The 17,074-nt window shown below is 74.6% G+C and carries 14 protein-coding genes; 7 read left to right on the top strand and 7 right to left on the bottom strand.

The window, feature by feature from the left end:
* Nucleotides 1-84 precede the first annotated feature (84 nt).
* On the bottom strand, nt 85-1,056 hold the full coding sequence (locus tag ABEB00_RS04195; RefSeq protein WP_345617489.1) for a zinc-dependent alcohol dehydrogenase: 972 nt from the start codon (nt 1,054-1,056) through the stop codon (nt 85-87).
* 106 nt (nt 1,057-1,162) lie between these two features.
* Between ABEB00_RS04195 and ABEB00_RS04190 the strand changes: the two genes are divergently transcribed.
* A complete protein-coding gene (locus ABEB00_RS04190) occupies nt 1,163-1,927 on the top strand; it encodes a CDP-alcohol phosphatidyltransferase family protein (RefSeq protein ID WP_345617488.1) in 765 nt (254 codons plus the stop codon).
* Here ABEB00_RS04190 and ABEB00_RS04185 read toward each other — a convergent pair.
* The 6 genes from ABEB00_RS04185 to ABEB00_RS04160 all read right to left on the bottom strand — a co-directional run bounded on the left by ABEB00_RS04185 (nt 1,894) and on the right by ABEB00_RS04160 (nt 8,281).
* On the bottom strand, nt 1,894-3,198 hold the full coding sequence (locus ABEB00_RS04185) for an MFS transporter (RefSeq protein ID WP_345617487.1): 1,305 nt from the start codon (nt 3,196-3,198) through the stop codon (nt 1,894-1,896). The genes ABEB00_RS04190 and ABEB00_RS04185 overlap by 34 nt on opposite strands.
* Nucleotides 3,195-4,973: an ABC transporter permease subunit gene (locus ABEB00_RS04180; RefSeq protein WP_345617486.1), complete on the bottom strand. Its 1,779-nt coding sequence runs from the start codon at nt 4,971-4,973 to the stop codon at nt 3,195-3,197. Before ABEB00_RS04180 ends, ABEB00_RS04185 begins: the two co-directional genes overlap by 4 nt.
* A gap of 3 nt (nt 4,974-4,976) precedes the next feature.
* A complete protein-coding gene (locus tag ABEB00_RS04175) occupies nt 4,977-6,497 on the bottom strand; it encodes an ABC transporter substrate-binding protein (RefSeq protein ID WP_345617485.1) in 1,521 nt (506 codons plus the stop codon).
* A gap of 168 nt (nt 6,498-6,665) precedes the next feature.
* Nucleotides 6,666-7,202 (bottom strand): GNAT family N-acetyltransferase, encoded by a 537-nt coding sequence (locus ABEB00_RS04170; RefSeq protein WP_345617484.1) that lies wholly within the window; start codon nt 7,200-7,202, stop codon nt 6,666-6,668.
* A 66-nt stretch (nt 7,203-7,268) separates the two neighbouring features.
* A complete protein-coding gene (locus ABEB00_RS04165; RefSeq protein ID WP_345617483.1) occupies nt 7,269-7,463 on the bottom strand; it encodes a DUF397 domain-containing protein in 195 nt (64 codons plus the stop codon).
* Nucleotides 7,460-8,281, bottom strand: coding sequence for a helix-turn-helix domain-containing protein (locus ABEB00_RS04160; protein ID WP_345617482.1), 822 nt, complete (start codon nt 8,279-8,281; stop codon nt 7,460-7,462). The genes ABEB00_RS04165 and ABEB00_RS04160 overlap by 4 nt, the downstream gene beginning before the upstream one ends.
* A 308-nt stretch (nt 8,282-8,589) precedes the next feature.
* Between ABEB00_RS04160 and ABEB00_RS04155 the strand changes: the two genes are divergently transcribed.
* From ABEB00_RS04155 to ABEB00_RS04130, 6 genes are all read left to right on the top strand, one after another.
* Nucleotides 8,590-9,417, top strand: a complete 828-nt coding sequence (locus ABEB00_RS04155) for an SAM-dependent methyltransferase (protein WP_345617481.1) — start codon at nt 8,590-8,592, stop codon at nt 9,415-9,417.
* Between the two features lie 205 nt (nt 9,418-9,622).
* Nucleotides 9,623-10,144, top strand: coding sequence for a hypothetical protein (locus ABEB00_RS04150; protein ID WP_345617480.1), 522 nt, complete (start codon nt 9,623-9,625; stop codon nt 10,142-10,144).
* The gene (locus tag ABEB00_RS04145; protein WP_345617520.1) at nt 10,144-11,538 is read left to right on the top strand and encodes a hypothetical protein; all 1,395 of its coding nucleotides are present in this window, start codon (nt 10,144-10,146) and stop codon (nt 11,536-11,538) included. The genes ABEB00_RS04150 and ABEB00_RS04145 overlap by 1 nt, the downstream gene beginning before the upstream one ends.
* Nucleotides 11,535-12,965 carry a VWA domain-containing protein gene (locus ABEB00_RS04140; protein WP_345617479.1) on the top strand — a complete coding sequence of 477 codons (1,431 nt, stop codon included), beginning with the start codon at nt 11,535-11,537 and terminating at the stop codon, nt 12,963-12,965. The genes ABEB00_RS04145 and ABEB00_RS04140 overlap by 4 nt, the downstream gene beginning before the upstream one ends.
* Before the next feature lie 66 nt (nt 12,966-13,031).
* Nucleotides 13,032-14,156 (top strand): ATP-binding protein, encoded by a 1,125-nt coding sequence (locus ABEB00_RS04135; protein WP_345617477.1) that lies wholly within the window; start codon nt 13,032-13,034, stop codon nt 14,154-14,156.
* Between the two features lie 47 nt (nt 14,157-14,203).
* Nucleotides 14,204-17,023, top strand: a complete 2,820-nt coding sequence (locus tag ABEB00_RS04130; RefSeq protein WP_425586430.1) for a DUF5682 family protein — start codon at nt 14,204-14,206, stop codon at nt 17,021-17,023.
* Nucleotides 17,024-17,074: the final 51 nt, after the last annotated feature.

The raw sequence follows: 17,074 nt of genomic DNA, 5'->3' as shown, positions 1-17,074 counted from the left end.
GCGCGCGGGTCGCTGTCTACTACGGGCGGTCGACTTCCCGCGTTCAGCACCGCCGGCGCGGAAACCGGCCCGGGGACCGGCCCGTCACGTGTACCGCACCCGGTGGCACAGCGCCGGCAGGTCCCCGGCGGCGAGCCCCGGCATGGTCCGCGGCAGTTCCTCGAAGGCGCACTCGCCGGTGACGAGGGCGTCCAGGGCGGGGTCGGCGAGCAGGTCGAGGGCAAGCGCGAGCCGGTCGGCGTACGTACGTCCCGCCGCGCGCGGGGACACCGTGCCGACCTGGCTGCCGCGCACGGTCAGCCGCCGGGAGTGGAAGTCCTCGCCGAGTGGAACGCGCACGTACCGGTCGCCGTACCAGCTCAGTTCGAGGACCGTGCCGTCGGCGCGGGTCAGTTCCAGGGCGCGGGCGAGGCCCTGCTCGGTGGCGCTGGCGTGCACGACGAGGTCGCGGCCGCCCAGGGCGTCGCCGGGCGCGGCGAACGCGACGCCGAGCGCGGCGGCGGTCTCGGCCCGCGCGGGGTCGGTGTCGACCAACTGGACGCGGACGCCGGGGAACCGGGCCAGCAGCGCGGCCACCGAGCAGCCGACCATGCCGCCGCCGACCACGGTGATCCGGTCGCCGATCAGCGGCGCCGCGTCCCACAGGGCGTTGACGGCCGTCTCCACGGTCCCGGCGAGCACCGCCCGCCCGGCCGGCACGCACGCCGGTACGGGGGTGACGGCGGCGGCCGGGACGACGTAACGGGTCTGGTGGGGGTAGAGGCAGAAGACGGTGCGGCCGAGCAGGGCGCCGGGTCCCTCCTCCACCACGCCGACGTTGAGGTAGCCGTACTTGACCGGGCCCGGGAAGTCGCCCTCCTGGAACGGCGCCCGCATCGCCGTGTGCTGGCTCGCGGGCACCCGGCCGTCGAACACCAGCGTCTCGGTGCCCCGGCTGACTCCGGTGAAGAGGGTGCGTACCAGGACCTCGTCCGGGCCCGGCTCGGGCAGTTCCACCGGGCGGATCACCCCCCGCCCCGGCCGGTCGAGCCAGAAGGCGGCGGCGGTGCGGGTCATCGGGGTCCTCCTGAACGGTCCGGGACGGGCTCACGTACCGAGGGGCACAGGGCCGCGCACAAGGTAGCGGCGCTGATCGACTCTGTACACGGCCGGAGGGTGTTCGGTGGCCCTGAACCACAGTGACGACGTCAGGCCCGTCCAGCGGGAGACCGCCGCGGGGGCGGGCGCGCAGATCCTGCTGCTGGCGTTGCTCGGGACGGTGATCGGCATGGGCCCGGCGGGCTGGCTCACCGGTCTGGTCTTCGCCTTCGCCACCTGGGCGGTGCTCTCCCGGGCCCTGCGCCGCACCCGGCCGCGCGCCTTCGGCCCCGCCAACCGTGTCACCCTCGGCCGGGCCGTCCTGGTGGGCGGGGTGACGGCCCTGGTCGCGGACTCCTTCCGGGCCGCGCCGCCCGCCGCCCCGCTGGTCGGCATGGTGGCCGTGGCACTGCTCCTCGACGGCGTCGACGGCCGGGTGGCCCGCCGCACCGGCACCGCCACCGCGTTCGGCGCCCGCTTCGACATGGAGGTGGACGCCTTCCTGATCCTGGTGCTCAGCGTGTACGTGTCCGTGCGGCTGGGCCCGTGGGTGCTGCTGATCGGAGGCATGCGGTACGCCTTCGTCGCCGCGGCCCGCCTCCTGCCGTGGCTGGCCGCCCCGCTGCCGCCGAGCACCGCCCGCAAGACGGTGGCCGCGCTGCAAGGCGTACTGCTGCTCGCGGCGGGCCCGGAACTGCTGCCGTACCCGGTCGGCGCCGGGGTGGTGCTGTGCGCGCTGGCGATGCTCGTCTGGTCGTTCGGCCGGGACGTGGGGTGGCTGTGGCGGACGTCCCGCGCGGGGACGGCCGGCGTGGCTCAGGCTCCGGTGCGGGAGCTGGTCGCGCCCTGACGCCGGGGCAGCAGGGCGACGGCCGCGAGCGGTACGGCGGCCAGCACCAGCCAGGGCACGGCGGCCGGCAGCCCGCTGTCCAGCAGGGAGCCGGTCACCGAGCTGCCGAGCAGCACGATCAGCCCCGAGACCGAGGACAGCGCTCCCGTGTACAGGCCGAGCCGTCCGTCCTCGGCGAGGTCGGGCACCCAGGCGCGGGCGACCGGCGCGACCAGCATCTGGCCGACGGTGAGCAGCACCACGAACCCGGCGGCGGGCAGCAGCCCGGCGGTCCCGGTCCACGCGGCGGGCCGGGCCGCCGCGACGGCCGCGAACCCGGCGCCGATCAGCACCAGCCCGGCCACCATGGACCGGCGCGGCGTCAGCCGCTCCCCCGCCCACCGGGTCACCGGCAACTGCGCGGTCACCACCAGCAGCGAGGAGAGCGCGAAGAGCCAGGCCAGCGGCGCCTGCGAACCGGCCGCCCGCTCCACTTCGGCGGGCAGCGCGAGGTAGAGCTGGTTGTAGGCGAGCAGGTAGGCGCCGTACGCGCAGCACAGCGCGAGGAAGGGGCGGTTGCGCAGCAGCAGCCGCGCCCCGCCCCTGGCCCGGACGCGGGCCCGCCCGGGAAGGTGCTGCGGCAGCAGCCACGCGTGGCCCGCGAGGACCAGGACGAAGATCCCGGCCCCGGCGAGGCAGGCCGTCGTGAAGTCCACGCCCAGCAGCAGCGCGCCGAGCAGCGGTCCGGCGAGCGCCCCGGCCTGCCCGGCGACGGTGAACAGCGCCAGCACCCGGGTCCGGGGCCCGCCGCCCTCCCGCTCCCACAGCACCGCCTGCCGGGCCACCTCGGACTCCACGGCGGGCGAGAAGAGGGCGGCGGCGAACCCGATGAGCAGGACCGCGCCGACGACGGCGGGGGTGGTGCCGGCCTGTCCGAGCCACAGGAACCCGGCGATCCGCAGCGCGCATCCGGCGAGCACGACCGGCCGGATGCCGTACCGGTCGGCGAGCGCCCCGCCCACCACGAACAGCCCCTGCTGGCTGAAGGTGCGCAGCCCGAGCACCAGGCCGACCAGCCAGCCCGCCATGCCGATGCCGTCCCCGAGGTGCTCGGCGAGGAAGGGCAGGACGGCGTAGAAGCCGAGGTTGAAGGCGAGCTGGGTGAGGATGAGCAGCCGCAGCAGCGGGGAGAGGCGGGGGCGGCCGGGCACGGCGGTGCGGGCCGTGGTGACGGGGGTGGAGGGGGTGGAGGGAGTAGAGGGAGTAGAGGGCGTGGAGGGGGTGGAGGTCATCGCGCGCCCACCGGTTCCCGCTCGGCGGCCGTCGCCGCCGCCTGACGGGTGCGGCGCCGGCGGGTTCGCCCCGCTGCCCCGGCGGCGGTGACGGCCAGCGCGCCCAGCAGGGCGAGGACGACGGCGGGGGCGAGGACGGCCCAGGGGGCGCGTTCGGCGTAGGGCTGGTTCTCGGCGAGCAGCAGGCCCCACTCGGGGGACGGCGGCTGGGCGCCGAGGCCGAGGAAGCCGAGCGAGGCGAGGGCGAGGGCGACGCCGGGCAGCCGCAGCAGGGCGTGCCGGACGACCGGGGGCAGGACGGCGGGCAGGAGTTCGCGGCGCAGCAGGTACCAGCGGCCCGCGCCGATGCCCCGGGTGGCGAGGACGTGCAGGGTGGCGCGTTCCTGCCGGAGCAGCGAGGAGGTGTGTGCGGCGAGCGGGGCCCAGGCGACGGCGGTCACGGCGAGCGCGGGGGTGGCGGTGCCGCTGCCCGCGACGGCGGTGACCAGCAGGGCGAGCAGCACCGGCGGCACGGCGTTCACGGTGTCCACCAGCGGTCCGGACAGCCGGGGCAGCAGCCCGAGGAGCACGCCCACCAGGAGCGCGGCGACGGTGATGGAGAGGGCGAGCAGGAGCGTGTCGAGGGCGCCGTGCCCGACCCGGGCGAGCAGGTCGCGGCCGAGGGCGTCGGTGCCGAAGGGGTGGGCGGGGGAGGGCGCGCGCAGCCGTTCGCCGGTCTGGAGCGCCAGCGGGTCGCGGGTCAGCCCGAGCACGATGACGACGAGGAGTACGGCGCCGAGGACGTAGGGCAGCACGTTCCGGGTGGGGGGCGCGGGCCGGTGCAGGGTGGACAGGGCGCCGTCGCGCAGGGCGGGCCCGGTCAGCAGGTGCGCGGCGAGGCGGGTGGCGCCGGTGGCCGCGGCGGCGAGCAGCAGGAGCGCGAGGGTGCCGGCCTGGAGGACGGGCAGGTCCTGGGCGAGGGCGGCCTGGAGGGTGGTGCGGCCGAGCCCGGGAATGTCGAAAATCTGTTCGACGGCGACGGCGCCGCCGGTCAGGCCGACGACGAACAGGCCGAAGTTGGGCAGCAGGGCGGGCACGCAGCGGCGGACCGCCTGCCGGGCGATGTGCCGGCCGGGCAGTCCCCGGGCGGCGGCGGCCACCGCCCAGGGCTCGCCGAAGGCACCCGGCAGCAGGTCGTCGAGGAGCCGTCCGAGCACCGCTCCGGCAGGCAGGCCGAGGGCGAGCGCGGGCAGCAGCGTGTACTGCGGCCCGTACCAGCCGAGCGCGGGCAGCCAGCCGAGCTGGACGCCGACGACGGTGGCGAGGACGGAGGCGACGAGGAACTCGGGCAGCGCGGCGAGCACGGCGGCGCCGGTGCCCCCGCGCCGGCGGCCGCCGAGCCGGCGCCGCGCGCCGAGCCGCAGGGTCCGGGCGCAGACCGCCCCGGCGGTGAGCACGGCGACGGCGAGCGCCACGCCCATCAGCAGCAGGGAGGCGCCCAGCGCCTGGAGGACGCCGGGCAGGACCTCGGTCCCGGAGATCCAGGACCGGCCCGCGTCGCCGCGCATCAGTCCGCCGAGCCACTGCCCGAGGAGGTGCGGCGGTCCGGCGTCGAGGCCGAGCTGGTCGCGGACGGCGGCCAGCACCTCGGGGCTGGGGTCGCGTTCGGCCGAGCGGGCCTTGAGGACGGTCAGGGCGGGATCGGTCCTGGTCAGCCAGGGCAGCAGGCCGATCCCGCACACGAGGGCGGCGGCGAGCGCGAGGCGCCACACCGCCGCCGTCACCTGCTGGCGCATCGGTCAGCGCCGGGTTCCCGCGGCGACGAGGGCGCGCTCGTAGGGGTCGAGGACGACGCCCCGCACGCCGCGGCCGACGCCGGTGATGATCCGCTGGTGCACGAGGGGCAGCACGGCGTCGGTACCGAGGACGCGGGCCTCGGCGGCCATCGCGGCGTCCTGCCGCTCGCCGCTGTCGGCGCTTTTCTCGGCGGTGGCGATGGCCCGGTCGACGTCCTTGTCGCAGAGCTGGGCGATGTTGAAACCGCCGTCGCAGCCGTAGTCGCCGGCGAGGACGGCGACGGGGTCGCCGGTGTCGAGGAGGGTGTTGCGGGCGAGGACGACCGCGTCGAACCTGCCGTCGAGGGCGTCGCTCTCCAGCCGCGAGTACTCGCGGACGGTGAGCTTCACCTTGAACCCGCCCTTCTCCAACTGCTCCTTGACGACCTGGGCGACCTCGGGCAGTTCGGGCCGGTTGTCGTAGGTGGCGAGGTTGATCGTCTGTCCGGTGGCCCGCTCGGCGGTGGCCCGGCCGACGGGGTCCGCGCGCTTTCCCGCCGCCCAGGTGACGGCGGGGCCGTAGATGCCCGCTCCGGGGTCGGCGTACCCCTCGTAGACGTCCTTGGCGAAGACGGAGGTGTCGAGGGCGAGGCGGGCGGTGGCCCGGAGTCCGGCGTCCTTGAACGGACCCGAGGCGGAGTTGAGCAGGAGGCTGGTGGTGCGGGTGGTGGCGGTGTCCCGCCGCGTCTCCCGGTCGAGGGTGGCGGCCTGGGAGACGGGTACGGCCTCGGCGATGTCGAGTTCGCCCGTGCGCAGGGCGTTGGCGCGGGCGGTGCCGTCGGCGATGAACCGGGCGTCGATGCCGGACGCCTGGGCCCGGCCGCCCCAGTACGCGTCGAACCGGTCCAGGGAGGCGGAGGTGGACCCGTTCACCTCGGTGATCTCGAAGGGCCCGGTGGCGGTGCCGACGGGGCTGACCCGGTCGTCCTTCGCGTACGCCTTGGCGGACAGGACGGCGAGCGACGGGCTGGAGAGCCGCAGCGGCAGTACGGGGTCGGGCTCGTCGGTGGTGATCGTCACGGCCTCGGCGCCGTCGGCCTCGGCGCTGAGACCGACTCCGGAGAGCGCGGCGGGCGCGGGCTCGGCCCCGACGGCGTGCGCGAGGGAGTCGGCGACGGCCTTCGGCGTGACCTCGCTCCCGTCCTGGAAGGTCGCCTCCCGCAGCGTGAACGTCCAGGTGGTGTCGGTCTTCCGCTGCCACGACGAGGCGAGCGCGGGCGCGGCGGAGCCGTTGGCGTCCAGCGAGGTCAGCCCCTCGGTGACGCCGAGCCTGCTGAGCAGGGTGGCGTCGGCGCCGTACGGCGAGAGGTTCTCGGCGGGCGGGAAGGCGAGGGCGACGCGCAGCCGGGAGCCGTCACCGTCACCGTCGGAACCGGAACCGGAACCGGAACCGGATGCCGAGTCGCCGCCGGAGGAGAAGCAGCTCGATATGAGCGGGACGAGCAGGAAGGGGGCGAGCAGCCGAAGGCGGCGGTGGGAGCGCATGGTCCTCGGTTCGATCGAGTTCGGGCAGGTCGGAGGTGCGGGCCGGTACGGGGGATCAGCCTACATGAAAATCATTTCCACGAGAACGACCGCTCATCGCCGGCCTCCTGCGGGCCGTGAACCGCGGGCCGTGAACCGCGGGCCAGGGACCGTGAGCGGCGGGCCGGGTCAGGGCAGGGGCACGTCGAAGTGCACGATCCCCTGGCCCCCGCCCGCGTCCTCGCGCTCGTCGTGCACGACCTTGGCGAGCGACCGCCAGAACGGCTCCGCGCCGGTGACCGCGGGGTCGGTGTGCAGGTAGACCGCCCGGTACCCGCCGTCCGCCGCCGCGAAGGCGAGCAGTTCGTCCACGAGCGCGCGCGCCAGCCCGCGCCGCCGGTGCCCGGGCCGCACGTAGACGCGCCGGAGCTGCGCGGTCGCGCCGGAGGGGTACCGCTCGGCGACGTGCGCGGGGTTCGGCGGATGCGCGGGCCCCCGGGAGTCCAGCGCCCCGGTCCCGACGACCTCGCCGTCCGCGTCGACGGCGACGAGCAGCGCGTGCCGCGCGGGCGCGAGGTACGCCGCGTCGAGATCGATGATGTCCCCGTGCCACCGGGGCACGTAGCCGCTCCCGAAGTCGCGGTAGACGGTGTCGAGCATGACGGCTCGGGCGGGGCCGAGGTCGTCCGGCGTCGCGGGGCGGATGCTGTAGTCGTGAGGGCGCACCTGCACATCGTACGCAATAAGCGGAACGCGCTGCTCAGGGGCCCTGGCCCCGCCCCCCCTGCCAGGTCAGTGCGCGGCGGCGTACGCGTACCCCACGAAGTCGGTCCAGGCCCGGGAGGACACCGCGAGGGACGGCCCGCGCCTCTCCTTGGAGTCCCGCACCCGGACACCCTCGGGTGCGTGAGCGACCTCGACGCAACTGTCACCCTCGGACCCGCTGTAGCTGCTCTTGAACCAGTCCAGCTCGCCGATGGTGTTCATAGCGCTCCTCGCATCCGCCGCAGCAACTCGGCCGTGTCCGCCGGGGACAGGGCCTGTGAACGCATCTTGGCATAGCGCATCTGCATGACGCTCACGGCTTCCGGGTCGGAGACGAGTTGCCCGGTCTTCTGCCCCTCGGCATACCCCAGCCACTGCCGCTCGGAAGTCTCCAGCAAGTGCATCGGCCCGTCCGTACCGGCATGGTGGGGCTGCCGCAACGGCATGACCTGGACTTCCACGTTCCACCTCTCCATGCAGGCGAGGAGGTGGTCGAGCTGTGCCCGGGTGACGTCCTCGCCACCGGTGTGCCGGAGCAGCACGGCTTCCTCGATGAGGAAGCTGAAGGCGATCGGCGGGGTGCGGGTGAGGAGTTCCTGCCGCACCTTCCGGGCGGCCATCCGCTGCTGGAGCTGCTCCTCGGTGGGCGGCGGCGGCACGCTCAGCATCACGGCCCGGGTGTACGCCTCGGTCTGCAGCAGCCCCGGCACCACCCGGCACTCGTAGGTGCACAGCGCGACCGCCGTCTCCTCCAACCGTGCCCACTCCCGGAACCAGACCGCCAGGCCCCACTGCCGCCCGAGGTGCCGGGCGATGGCCCGCAGTACCCCGAACGCGTCCAGCACCTCCTCGACCCGGTCGATGAACACGGCGCTCGGCATCCGCCGCCCCTGCTCGACGGAGGCGACGGTGGCCTGCGAGTACCGGATACGCACGGCGAGTTGTTCCTGAGTGAGCAGCGCCCGCTCCCGGAACGCCTTCAGCGCCGCCCCGAACGTCCTGAGACTGTCGGGCGAGTCGACCACCCCACTGATCACCATGGCCGAGGCCCCCTTCCCGTGCTGGTGGTGCACCTCCGGCGCACCTCCCGGGGGCGCCCTTCGTCCGGTACAACGGCCCGGCCCGGCGGCCGGACACGCGGCCGGGGGCGCCGGGCCGCGTACAACCCCAGGTGTACGAGCCCGAGTTCGGCGTCCGGTCTTCCGCTCTGCGCGCAGCGGACCCGGTCACGGTCCGTACGGCGCCCGAGGGCTTCCCGGCCATGCCAAGATGCTGTCCTCACGGCCACTCGCTCACCTCAGGCAACAGGAACCGGTGGCAGGAAAGTTCAGGATGGAGACAGGCACTCATGACCTCCCTCGGCAGTGACGGACCGAGCGGCGCCCCCGCCCCCAGGATCGACACGAGCAGGCCCCACCCGGCCCGGATGTACGACTACTTCCTCGGCGGGAAGGACAACTACGAGGTCGACCAGAGGGCCGCCGAGGAGTTCATGAGGGCGGCGCCGGAGGTGCGGGAGGGGGTGCTCGCCAACCGGCGTTTCATGCACCGCGCCGTCCGGCACCTGGTCGCCGAGGGCGGCATCCGGCAGATCCTCGACGTGGGCACGGGCCTGCCCACCGAACCCAACGCGCACCAGATCGCGCGGGAGATCGCCCCCGGCACCCGGGTCGCCTACGTCGACAACGACCCCATCGTCAGCACGCACTCGATGGCACTCCTGGGCGACGAGGACGCCGACACCTCGGTCGTCCTGGCCGACCTGCGCGACCCCCTGGCGATCCTGGACCATCCCGAGGTCCGCAAGGTCATCGACTTCGACCTGCCGGTCGCGCTGCTGCTGGTGGCCGTCGTGCACTTCGTCTCCGAGGCGGAGGACCCGGACCGCATCCTCGCCACCCTCCGCGACGCGCTGCCCACCGGCTCCTACCTCGTCCTGTCGCACGCCACCGGCGACGTGCACGAGGACCGGCGCGAGGACGCGGCGGCCGTCTACCGCAAGGCCACCGCGTCCATGAACCTCCGCCCGCACGCCCGTGTCCTGGACCTGTTCGGCGACTTCACCCTGCTCGACCCCGGCCTGGTCCGGGTCGACCAGTGGCGCCCGGAGACGCCGGCCCGGCCGGACGCGCCGCGGATCGGGATCTACGGCGGGGTGGCCCGTAAGGGAGGCTGACCGCCCCCCCCACCCCGCCTCCTGCCTCCCGCCTCCGCACCATCTGACCCATCTGACCCATCCGACCCATCCGCCCCGGCTGCCGCGCCTGCCGCGCCTGCCGCGTCCGGGGAACGCCTCCCGTCCCAGCGACGGGGGGCGTTGTCAGTGGCCCCCGATACATTCGATCTCGTTCCGCCGTTGTGGCGAGAACATCCCCTTTCGCATGCATGGGAGAAGTGCGTTGTCGGTGTGGGAGAGGTCGAGCACGGCGCGGGTGGTGCCGGCCGCGCGGCCGCGGAAGCTGGCCAAGGTGCCGTTCGTCGAGTTGGCCGACGGGCGGTTGCAGGGGGTCGTGTCCAGCGGGTCGGACATCGGCCGGGTGTACGTGTCCTCGGTGGCGGCGGGGTCGTACACCTTCGCGTGCGGCACCAACAACAACCGTCCCTGCGGCGGCGCCAACGGGTACTTCTGCAATCACCTCCGGGCGCTGGTGGGTGAGGCCGTGCTGCAGTACGGCGTCGAGCGGGTGGCCCGGTATCTGAAGGTCGAGGCCGGGACGGCGGAACCGGACGCGACGGCCCTGCTCGCCGCCATGACGGCCACCCGCCCCGCACAGGGGGACCGTTCGGCCTCGGCGCAGGTCTTCAGCCGGTTCCTGCGGCACCTGTCCTATCTGGAACTGCCGGCCGACACCCGCCCGTTGCCGGAGATGCAGTGGTTCCCCACGACGAGGGCGGCGGCCTGATGCGGCTCGATCTGCTCTGCGACCCCGTGGACGGCCTGGACGAGGCCCTCGCGGCGGTGGACGGCTTCGACGACGCCCTCGTCGGCGGGCTGCTGCGGCCGGGACCCCGAGAGGCCGCGGGACTGACCGGGATCGCCGACGCCGTGGCCGGTACGCCACTCGCCTCGCGCGTCGCCGAGGCCGCCGAGCGGGCCGCCGCCGGCACCGCGGGCGAGGACCACCTCGTCGCGCTGGCCGGCGCCCGCGTCGCCCTGTTCGGCTCGGTCCATGACGCCCTCGTCGCCCGCGTGGCAGAGGTCACCGGACGGCCGCGGGCCGAGGAACCCGAGGCCGTCGGCGGCGACACCGTCCCCGCCGCCCCGCTGTACGCCGCCGCCCGCGGTTGGCTGGCGGATCTCGCGCGGGCCGGCTGGCGGGGACTCGACCACGAACTCGTCGCCCAGGCCGCGCCGGTCGTCGCCGCGATGCTCCCCGACGCGGCGCTGCGCCGGTCCGCCACGCTGCTCGACGGTTTCGCCGCCGAACTCGCCGCCTCCTGCCCGGGGGCGACCCTGGAGCGGGTCCCGGTGCGCCGGTGGGCCGACCTGTGGTCGCGCGGGACGCTGCTGACCCTGCCCGGCGCGAGCGCCGCACCGCCGGCCGCCGGGGCGACCGGCCGGCTGCTACCGCTCGGCGTCGACGTCCAGGAGCACGCCACCGCCGTACAGGCGCAGGTGCACGCGGTGTTCGAACCGGCGGACGGCGGGGTGCCCCGGCTGGTGCGGGCCTCGGTGTCCGCGCCGAAGCCGGACACGGTCGTCGGGGCGGGGCTGTGGCAGTTGCTCCGGCCGCGCATGTCCCTGCTCGGCGCCGTCGGCGAGGGCCGCGCGATGCAGCTCGACGCGATGCCCCTCAGCGCCGGCGGCGACCTCGTCTGGGACGACGCGCGGGCGCGTACGGGTGAGGCCGCGGCGGCCTTCACCAGCGCCCGGGTGGCGCTGCCCGCCGCGGCGGCCTTCCCGGTGGCGCCCCTGGACCGGCATCCGGCCGGGATCGCCGTACCGGTCCTGCTGGAGGGTTACGCCGGGACGACGGACGAGGACGGGACGGTCGTGCTGGAGATCGCCGGGCGGCGTCTCGCCGTCGACACCCACCGGGTGCCGGCCGCCGGTCCGCTCACCCCCGAGGCGGTGGTCTCCTCCGGCGCGTGCCTCGGGCTGCTGCGGTGGGACGCCGGGGAGTTCCTGCTCCAGCCGCTCGCCGTCGAGCGGACCGTGCGGAAGAAGGCCGTCACGGTGCACGCGGGGGCCTGGGCCGGGGGCACCACCGACAAGGCCGGTGTACGCGCCGAGAAGGCCGCCACCGACGCCGTCACCGTACTGCGCGAGCGCGCCGGAAAGCTGCTGCGGAAATGACCGGGACCACCGCGGGGCAGGCCCCCGCGCCCGAACCGGACGAGAACCGGCGGCAGGTGCTGTACTGGCGGCTGCTGGCCCGGCTCTTCGACCCCGAGGAGCAGCCCGGCCTGGAGACGGCGAGCCTCGCCGTGGTCGAGGACATCGGCCTGCCGCCCGCCCTGCTCGACCCGGACGCCACCGTCGACTCCGTGGTGCAGCGCCATCCCGAGTTGGCCGCCGAGTTCGACGGGCTGATGGTTCCCGCGCCGGACGAGGACGGCGCCCGGGACCGGGCCGCCGAGGTACGGCGGGCGGCGCTCGCCTCGAAGGTGCTGCTGAACGTCTTCGCCGCCCGGCCCGGCACGGTCACCGCCGGGCAACTGGCGAGCTGGCAGGCGGACGCGGACTGGCTGGAGCGGGCCCTGGGCTGCCGGCCCGGCGAACTGCGCGGCGGCCGCGGCGGACCCGGCGCCGGGCGCCGCTCCGCGGGCGGCGGTGTCAGCCCGGCCGGCACCGGCACCGGCGCCCCCACGCCCGACCTCGGCCGGCTCATCCCGGAGATCGGCCCCGAACTCGGCGCCATCGAGGCCGGCCTGGTCAAGCGGATGCACCTGCGCGAGGTGCTCGCCGACCCGCGTCTCGCGGCCCGGCTCACCCCGAGCATGTCCCTCATCGAGCAGCTCCTGCGCGACAAGGACAACCTCTCCGGCGTGGCCCTCGCCAACGCCAAGGCCCTCATCCGCCGCTACGTGGACGAGGTCTCCGAAGTGCTGCGCACCCAGGTGGAGAAGGCCACCACCGGCGCTCTCGACCGGTCCGTCCCGCCCAAACGGGTCTTCCGCAACCTCGACATCGACCGCACCATCTGGAAGAACCTCACCAACTGGAGCCCCGAGGAGGAACGGCTCTACGTCGACCGCCTCTACTACCGGCACACCAGCCGCAAAACGACACCGCAGCGCCTGATCGTGGTCGTGGACCAGTCGGGCTCCATGGTCGACTCGATGGTCAACTGCACCATCCTGGCCTCCATCTTCGCCGGACTGCCGAAGGTGGACGTCCACCTCATCGCGTACGACACCCAGGCCCTGGACCTGTCGCCCTGGGCGCACGACCCGTTCGAGACGCTGCTGCGGACCAAGCTCGGCGGCGGCACCGACGGCACCGTCGCCATGGCACTCGCCCAGCCGAAGATCGCCGAACCGCGCAACACGGTCGTGGTGTGGATCTCCGACTTCTACGAATGGCGGCACGCCGAGCTGTTCGAGTCCATGGCGGCCGTCCACCGCTCCGGGGCGAAGTTCATCCCGGTGGGCTCGGTGACCAGCGCCGGACGCGGCAGCGTCAACCCGTGGTTCCGCGAGAGGTTCAAGGACCTCGGCACGCCGGTGCTCTCCGGCCACATCAAGAAGCTCGTGCACGAGCTGAAGACGTTCCTCACCTGATCACCGGACGTTCCTCCGCCCCGTCCCGCCTCCCCCCTGCCAGAAACACGGAAAGGCTCTGCTCCCATGTCCGACCTGCTGCGCGCCCCCGCCGAGACGAAGTACGCCGAGGAACTCGACTGGCTGGAGTCGATCGACGACAACCCCAGGCCGTTCTCGTGGCGGCTGTCGCCGAAGATGGTCCGGCTGTTCATCCTGGGGTCCGAGCGCGCCGACGGCCTCGACCGCGAGGTCACGCAGAAGTGGTTCGGTGACCGCAGCTTCGTGGAGCGCTCGATCGTCACCCTCGCCTCCGACCGCGGTCTGCTGCTGATCGGCGACCCCGGCACCGGCAAGAGCTGGCTGGCCGAGCTGCTGTCCGCCGCCATCAGCCGCAACTCCACCCTGGTGGTGCAGGGCACGGCCGGCACCACCGAGGACCACATCAAGTACGCGTGGAACGTGTCCATGGTCATCGCCAAGGGCCAGTCCCGGCAGTCGATGATCCCCTCACCGATCATGACCGCGATGGAGACCGGCGCCATCGGCCGCTTCGAGGAGCTGACCCGCTCCACCAGCGACGTGCAGGACGCCCTGATCTCCATCCTCTCGGAGAAGTACATCTCGGTGCCCGAACTGGGCAGCGGCAGCGACGACGACAACATCGTCTTCGCCAAGCCCGGCTTCTCGATCATCGCCACGGCCAACAGCCGCGACCGGGGCGTCAACGACCTGTCCTCCGCGCTGAAGCGGCGCTTCAACTTCGTCCGCATCCCGGTGGTGACGAACAAGAAGAGCGAGGCGGAGATCGTCCGGTTCCGCACCGAGGAGCTGCTGCGCCGGCACTCCCTCGACCTGGAGGTGCCGCCGACCCTGCTCGACGTGCTGCTGCGGAGCTTCGCCGACCTGCGGGCGTCCGCCGCGGCGGCGGGCAGCGACGACGAGAAGCTGGAGTCCGCGCTGTCGACGGCCGAGCAGATCGGCGTGCTGGAGGACGCGGTCCTGCACGGCGACTTCTTCGGCGAACGCACCCTCACCGCCCGCGCCCTCGCCTCGTCGCTGGTCGGCTCCCTCGCCCGCCGGGAACCCGAGGACCTGGCCATCCTCAACAAGTACCTGCACGGTGTCGTCGAGCCGCGCAGCAAGGAGGAGGGCGGCTCGTGGCCGGAGTTCCTCGAAGGCGGGCGCGACGCGATCGCCACCCTGTCGTGAGCGCGGACACCCAGGGCCCGGCCACCCCGGGCCCGGCCACCGCGGACCTGACCGGCGGGGGTGTGCGCGGCGGGAGCACGTTCGGCGCGCTGCGCGACCAGCTCCAGGAGGCGGCGGCCGCCTTCGCGGGCGGCCCCGACGCCCTGGCGGGCATCCTCCTCGGCCTGGTGGACGACGTCGACCGCGCGGTGCGCGAGCCGCTGGAGATCTTCCCGGTCTGCCACCACTCCCCCGCCTCGGCCCTCGCCATGGCCCGCCGGCTGCGCGAGAAGCAGCCCAAGGTCGTCTACCTGGAGCTGTGCGAGGACATGGCGCCGCTCCTGACCGAGCTGCGCAACTGCCGGCTGCCGGTGGCGGTGCAGGCGTTCGCAGGGGACGTCGACGGGTTCCCCGCCGACTGGGCGCCGCTGTCCGTGGTCGCCCCGATCACCGAGGCGTCCGCCGAGTACCAGGCCGTCGCGTACGCGCTCGACACCCCCGGCGTCGAACTCGTCCTGGTCGACCGGTCCTGCGACCACGTCTTCCAGTGGGACCCCCGCGCGGACCGGCCCGGACAGCGGGCCGAGGACGCCGAGCCGCCGGACCGGGAGGAGGCCGCGCTGCACGGCGAGGCCGTCGGTGTCGAGATCGGCGACCTGCGGCCGCGCTTCGCGGAGCTGGAGGAGCACCTGCTGCGGCACGGCAAGGTGCGGCACTGGTCGGAGTGGTGGCACCAGTACGTGGAGGTGCCGCTCGGCGACAGCGACCACGACGCCTACCGCCAGGTCATGTTCCTCATCGGCAGCCTGTTCCGGCGGCTCGCCCCGGGGGACGGCGCCCGGCTCCGGGTGGACGAGGACCGCGAGCGGTACATGTGGACCCGGATACGGGAGCACCTGGCGGCCACCGGCACCGACCCCGGGGAGTGCGTGTACGTCTGCGGCGCGTTCCACGCGGCCGGCCGCGTCGAGGAGTTCGGCGTGGCGGGCACGGACACCTTCACCATCTCGCCGCGCACCGCGACCACCTGGCAGTACGGTCTCATCCCCTCCAGCCACAGCGCGATCGAGGGGCAGTTCGGCCTCGCCCCGGGCTCGGTGTCGATCGCGGCCACGCAGTGGACGAAGTCCCTCAGGCGGACCCGGGTGAAGCCGTACCGGCTCGCGGGCCAGGCGGGGACGCGGAAGCCGGCGGCGACGAAGACCGTCGCAGGGCGGCCGGCGGCCGTCGCCGCGGAACCGGCCGCCGCCGACCGGCTCTCGGGGTTCCTGCGCCGGCCGCCCGTGCTCGACGCGCTGGACGAGGCGGAACTGCTCGGCTGGTCGGTGGAGATCGTGCGGGCGGCCCGCCGCAACGGCTACCTCGCCTCGACGGCGGACGCCATCGCCGTCTTCGAGACGTCGATCCTGCTGGCGGGGATGCGGGACCGGGCCAAGCCCACGCCGTACGACTTCCAGGACGCGGCGGTCACCTGTATCGAGAAGGACAGCGTGCCCGGCCGGCGGGACGTGCGGCGCCTGGCCGAGATCATGCTGGGCGGCGACCGGATCGGCCAGGTGGGCTACGAGTCGCTGCCGCCGCTCGCCCGCGACGTCTACGAGCGGCTCGCCCCGCTGGAGCTGAACCTCCAGCAGCGCGGCGTGCGGCGCGCGCTGCTGGACATGACGTCCCGGCCGGAACTGCGAGCCTGCTCCGACGTGCTGTGGATGCTGCGGCGGCTGATGCCGCACGGTGCCGCCCGGCCGATCATGGGTGAGCGGCGGCTCGGCGAACGGTCGGTCCAGGAGTCCTGGGACCTGGCACTCGGCACCCACCAGCGCGCCCTGATCGAGCTGGGCTACCAGGGCGTCAGCCTCGAACAGGTCCTGGAGCAGAAGCTGCGCGCACAGGCGTACGGGCCGCAGGCGACCGCGGCCACGGTGCTGGCCGCGGTCGAGGACGCGACGCTGTACCTGAGCGGCCGCCGCCTCGCCGACGAACTGGGCGGCCACGCGCTGAAGGTGCTCGCCGCGGAGCGCACCGCCGACGGGGCACCGGAGGTACTGCGCCGGGTGCGGACGCTGCTGGCGTACTACCGCACCGTCGAACCGTCGCTGCCGCCGTGGATCGAGGAGTTCGCCAAGGCCGGTTACGCCCACTACTGCACCCTGCTGCCGACCGCGTTCCGGGACGAGGACGCGACAGTGCGGCAGGTCGCGGCGATGCTCGGCTTCCTGTTCAGCATGGAGAGCCTGGCGCTCTCCCTGGGCTGCGACCGGGCCCAACTGGAGCTGGCGGTCGCCCAGTCGCACCCCGAGGACGCGGCGAAGACGGCCCTGCTGTGGGCGGCGCGGGTACAGCTCGGCACGCTCTCCCGCGCCGAGCTGCGGGCCCGCTGCGCCGCGCTCCTGGACAACCCGCTGGTGGTGGACGCCTACCCGCGCTACCTCAACGGCTTCGTGCACGCCCTGGAACCCGTCCCGGGCCTCGCGGACGTCGTGGTGGAGGCCGTGTCCCACGCCTTCGGCCGGCTCCCGGACACGGTGCTGCTGCCCTGGCTGCCCCGGCTGATCAGCACCCTGCGCTCCGGCGCGGCGGACCTCGCTCCGCTGCTGATCCGTGAGGCCGGCCGCGTCTTCCCGGCCCGGCTGCCGGCCCTGGACACCTGGGTCCCGCCCTGGCGGGCGCCCCGGCCGGAGAAGGCCGCCGGGCCGGCCCGGCCCGGGTCCGGGGTCCGCCGCGGCGCCGCGCTGCTCACCGCGTATCCGGCGGCCTGCGACGCGGTCGCCGGGCTGCTGGGCTGCGACGAGGACTGGGCGGCGGCGGCCCCGGCACCGCCGGGCGCCGCCCTCACGAGGCGCCACCCGGCGACCTCGACGGCGGTGGCGGCACTGCTCGCGGACGGCTGACCACGACGGTCCCGGGCCCCGGCACTCCGGGCCCGGGACCGTCACCCCGGG

The organism is Streptomyces ziwulingensis (assembly GCF_039542605.1).
Lineage (GTDB): Bacteria > Actinomycetota > Actinomycetes > Streptomycetales > Streptomycetaceae > Streptomyces > Streptomyces ziwulingensis.
This window is presented reverse-complemented; position numbering and strand designations above follow the sequence as displayed.

Coding starts and splice junctions, on each gene's coding strand:
- ABEB00_RS04195 (WP_345617489.1), bottom strand. CDS start 1,056: ATGACCCGCACCGCCGCCGCCTTCTGGCTCGACCGGCCGGGGCGGGGG.
- ABEB00_RS04185 (WP_345617487.1), bottom strand. CDS start 3,198: ATGACCTCCACCCCCTCCACGCCCTCTACTCCCTCTACTCCCTCCACC.
- ABEB00_RS04180 (WP_345617486.1), bottom strand. CDS start 4,973: ATGCGCCAGCAGGTGACGGCGGCGGTGTGGCGCCTCGCGCTCGCCGCC.
- ABEB00_RS04175 (WP_345617485.1), bottom strand. CDS start 6,497: ATGCGCTCCCACCGCCGCCTTCGGCTGCTCGCCCCCTTCCTGCTCGTC.
- ABEB00_RS04165 (WP_345617483.1), bottom strand. CDS start 7,463: ATGAACACCATCGGCGAGCTGGACTGGTTCAAGAGCAGCTACAGCGGG.
- ABEB00_RS04160 (WP_345617482.1), bottom strand. CDS start 8,281: ATGGTGATCAGTGGGGTGGTCGACTCGCCCGACAGTCTCAGGACGTTC.
- ABEB00_RS04155 (WP_345617481.1), top strand. CDS start 8,590: ATGACCTCCCTCGGCAGTGACGGACCGAGCGGCGCCCCCGCCCCCAGG.
- ABEB00_RS04150 (WP_345617480.1), top strand. CDS start 9,623: ATGCATGGGAGAAGTGCGTTGTCGGTGTGGGAGAGGTCGAGCACGGCG.
- ABEB00_RS04145 (WP_345617520.1), top strand. CDS start 10,144: ATGCGGCTCGATCTGCTCTGCGACCCCGTGGACGGCCTGGACGAGGCC.
- ABEB00_RS04140 (WP_345617479.1), top strand. CDS start 11,535: ATGACCGGGACCACCGCGGGGCAGGCCCCCGCGCCCGAACCGGACGAG.
- ABEB00_RS04135 (WP_345617477.1), top strand. CDS start 13,032: ATGTCCGACCTGCTGCGCGCCCCCGCCGAGACGAAGTACGCCGAGGAA.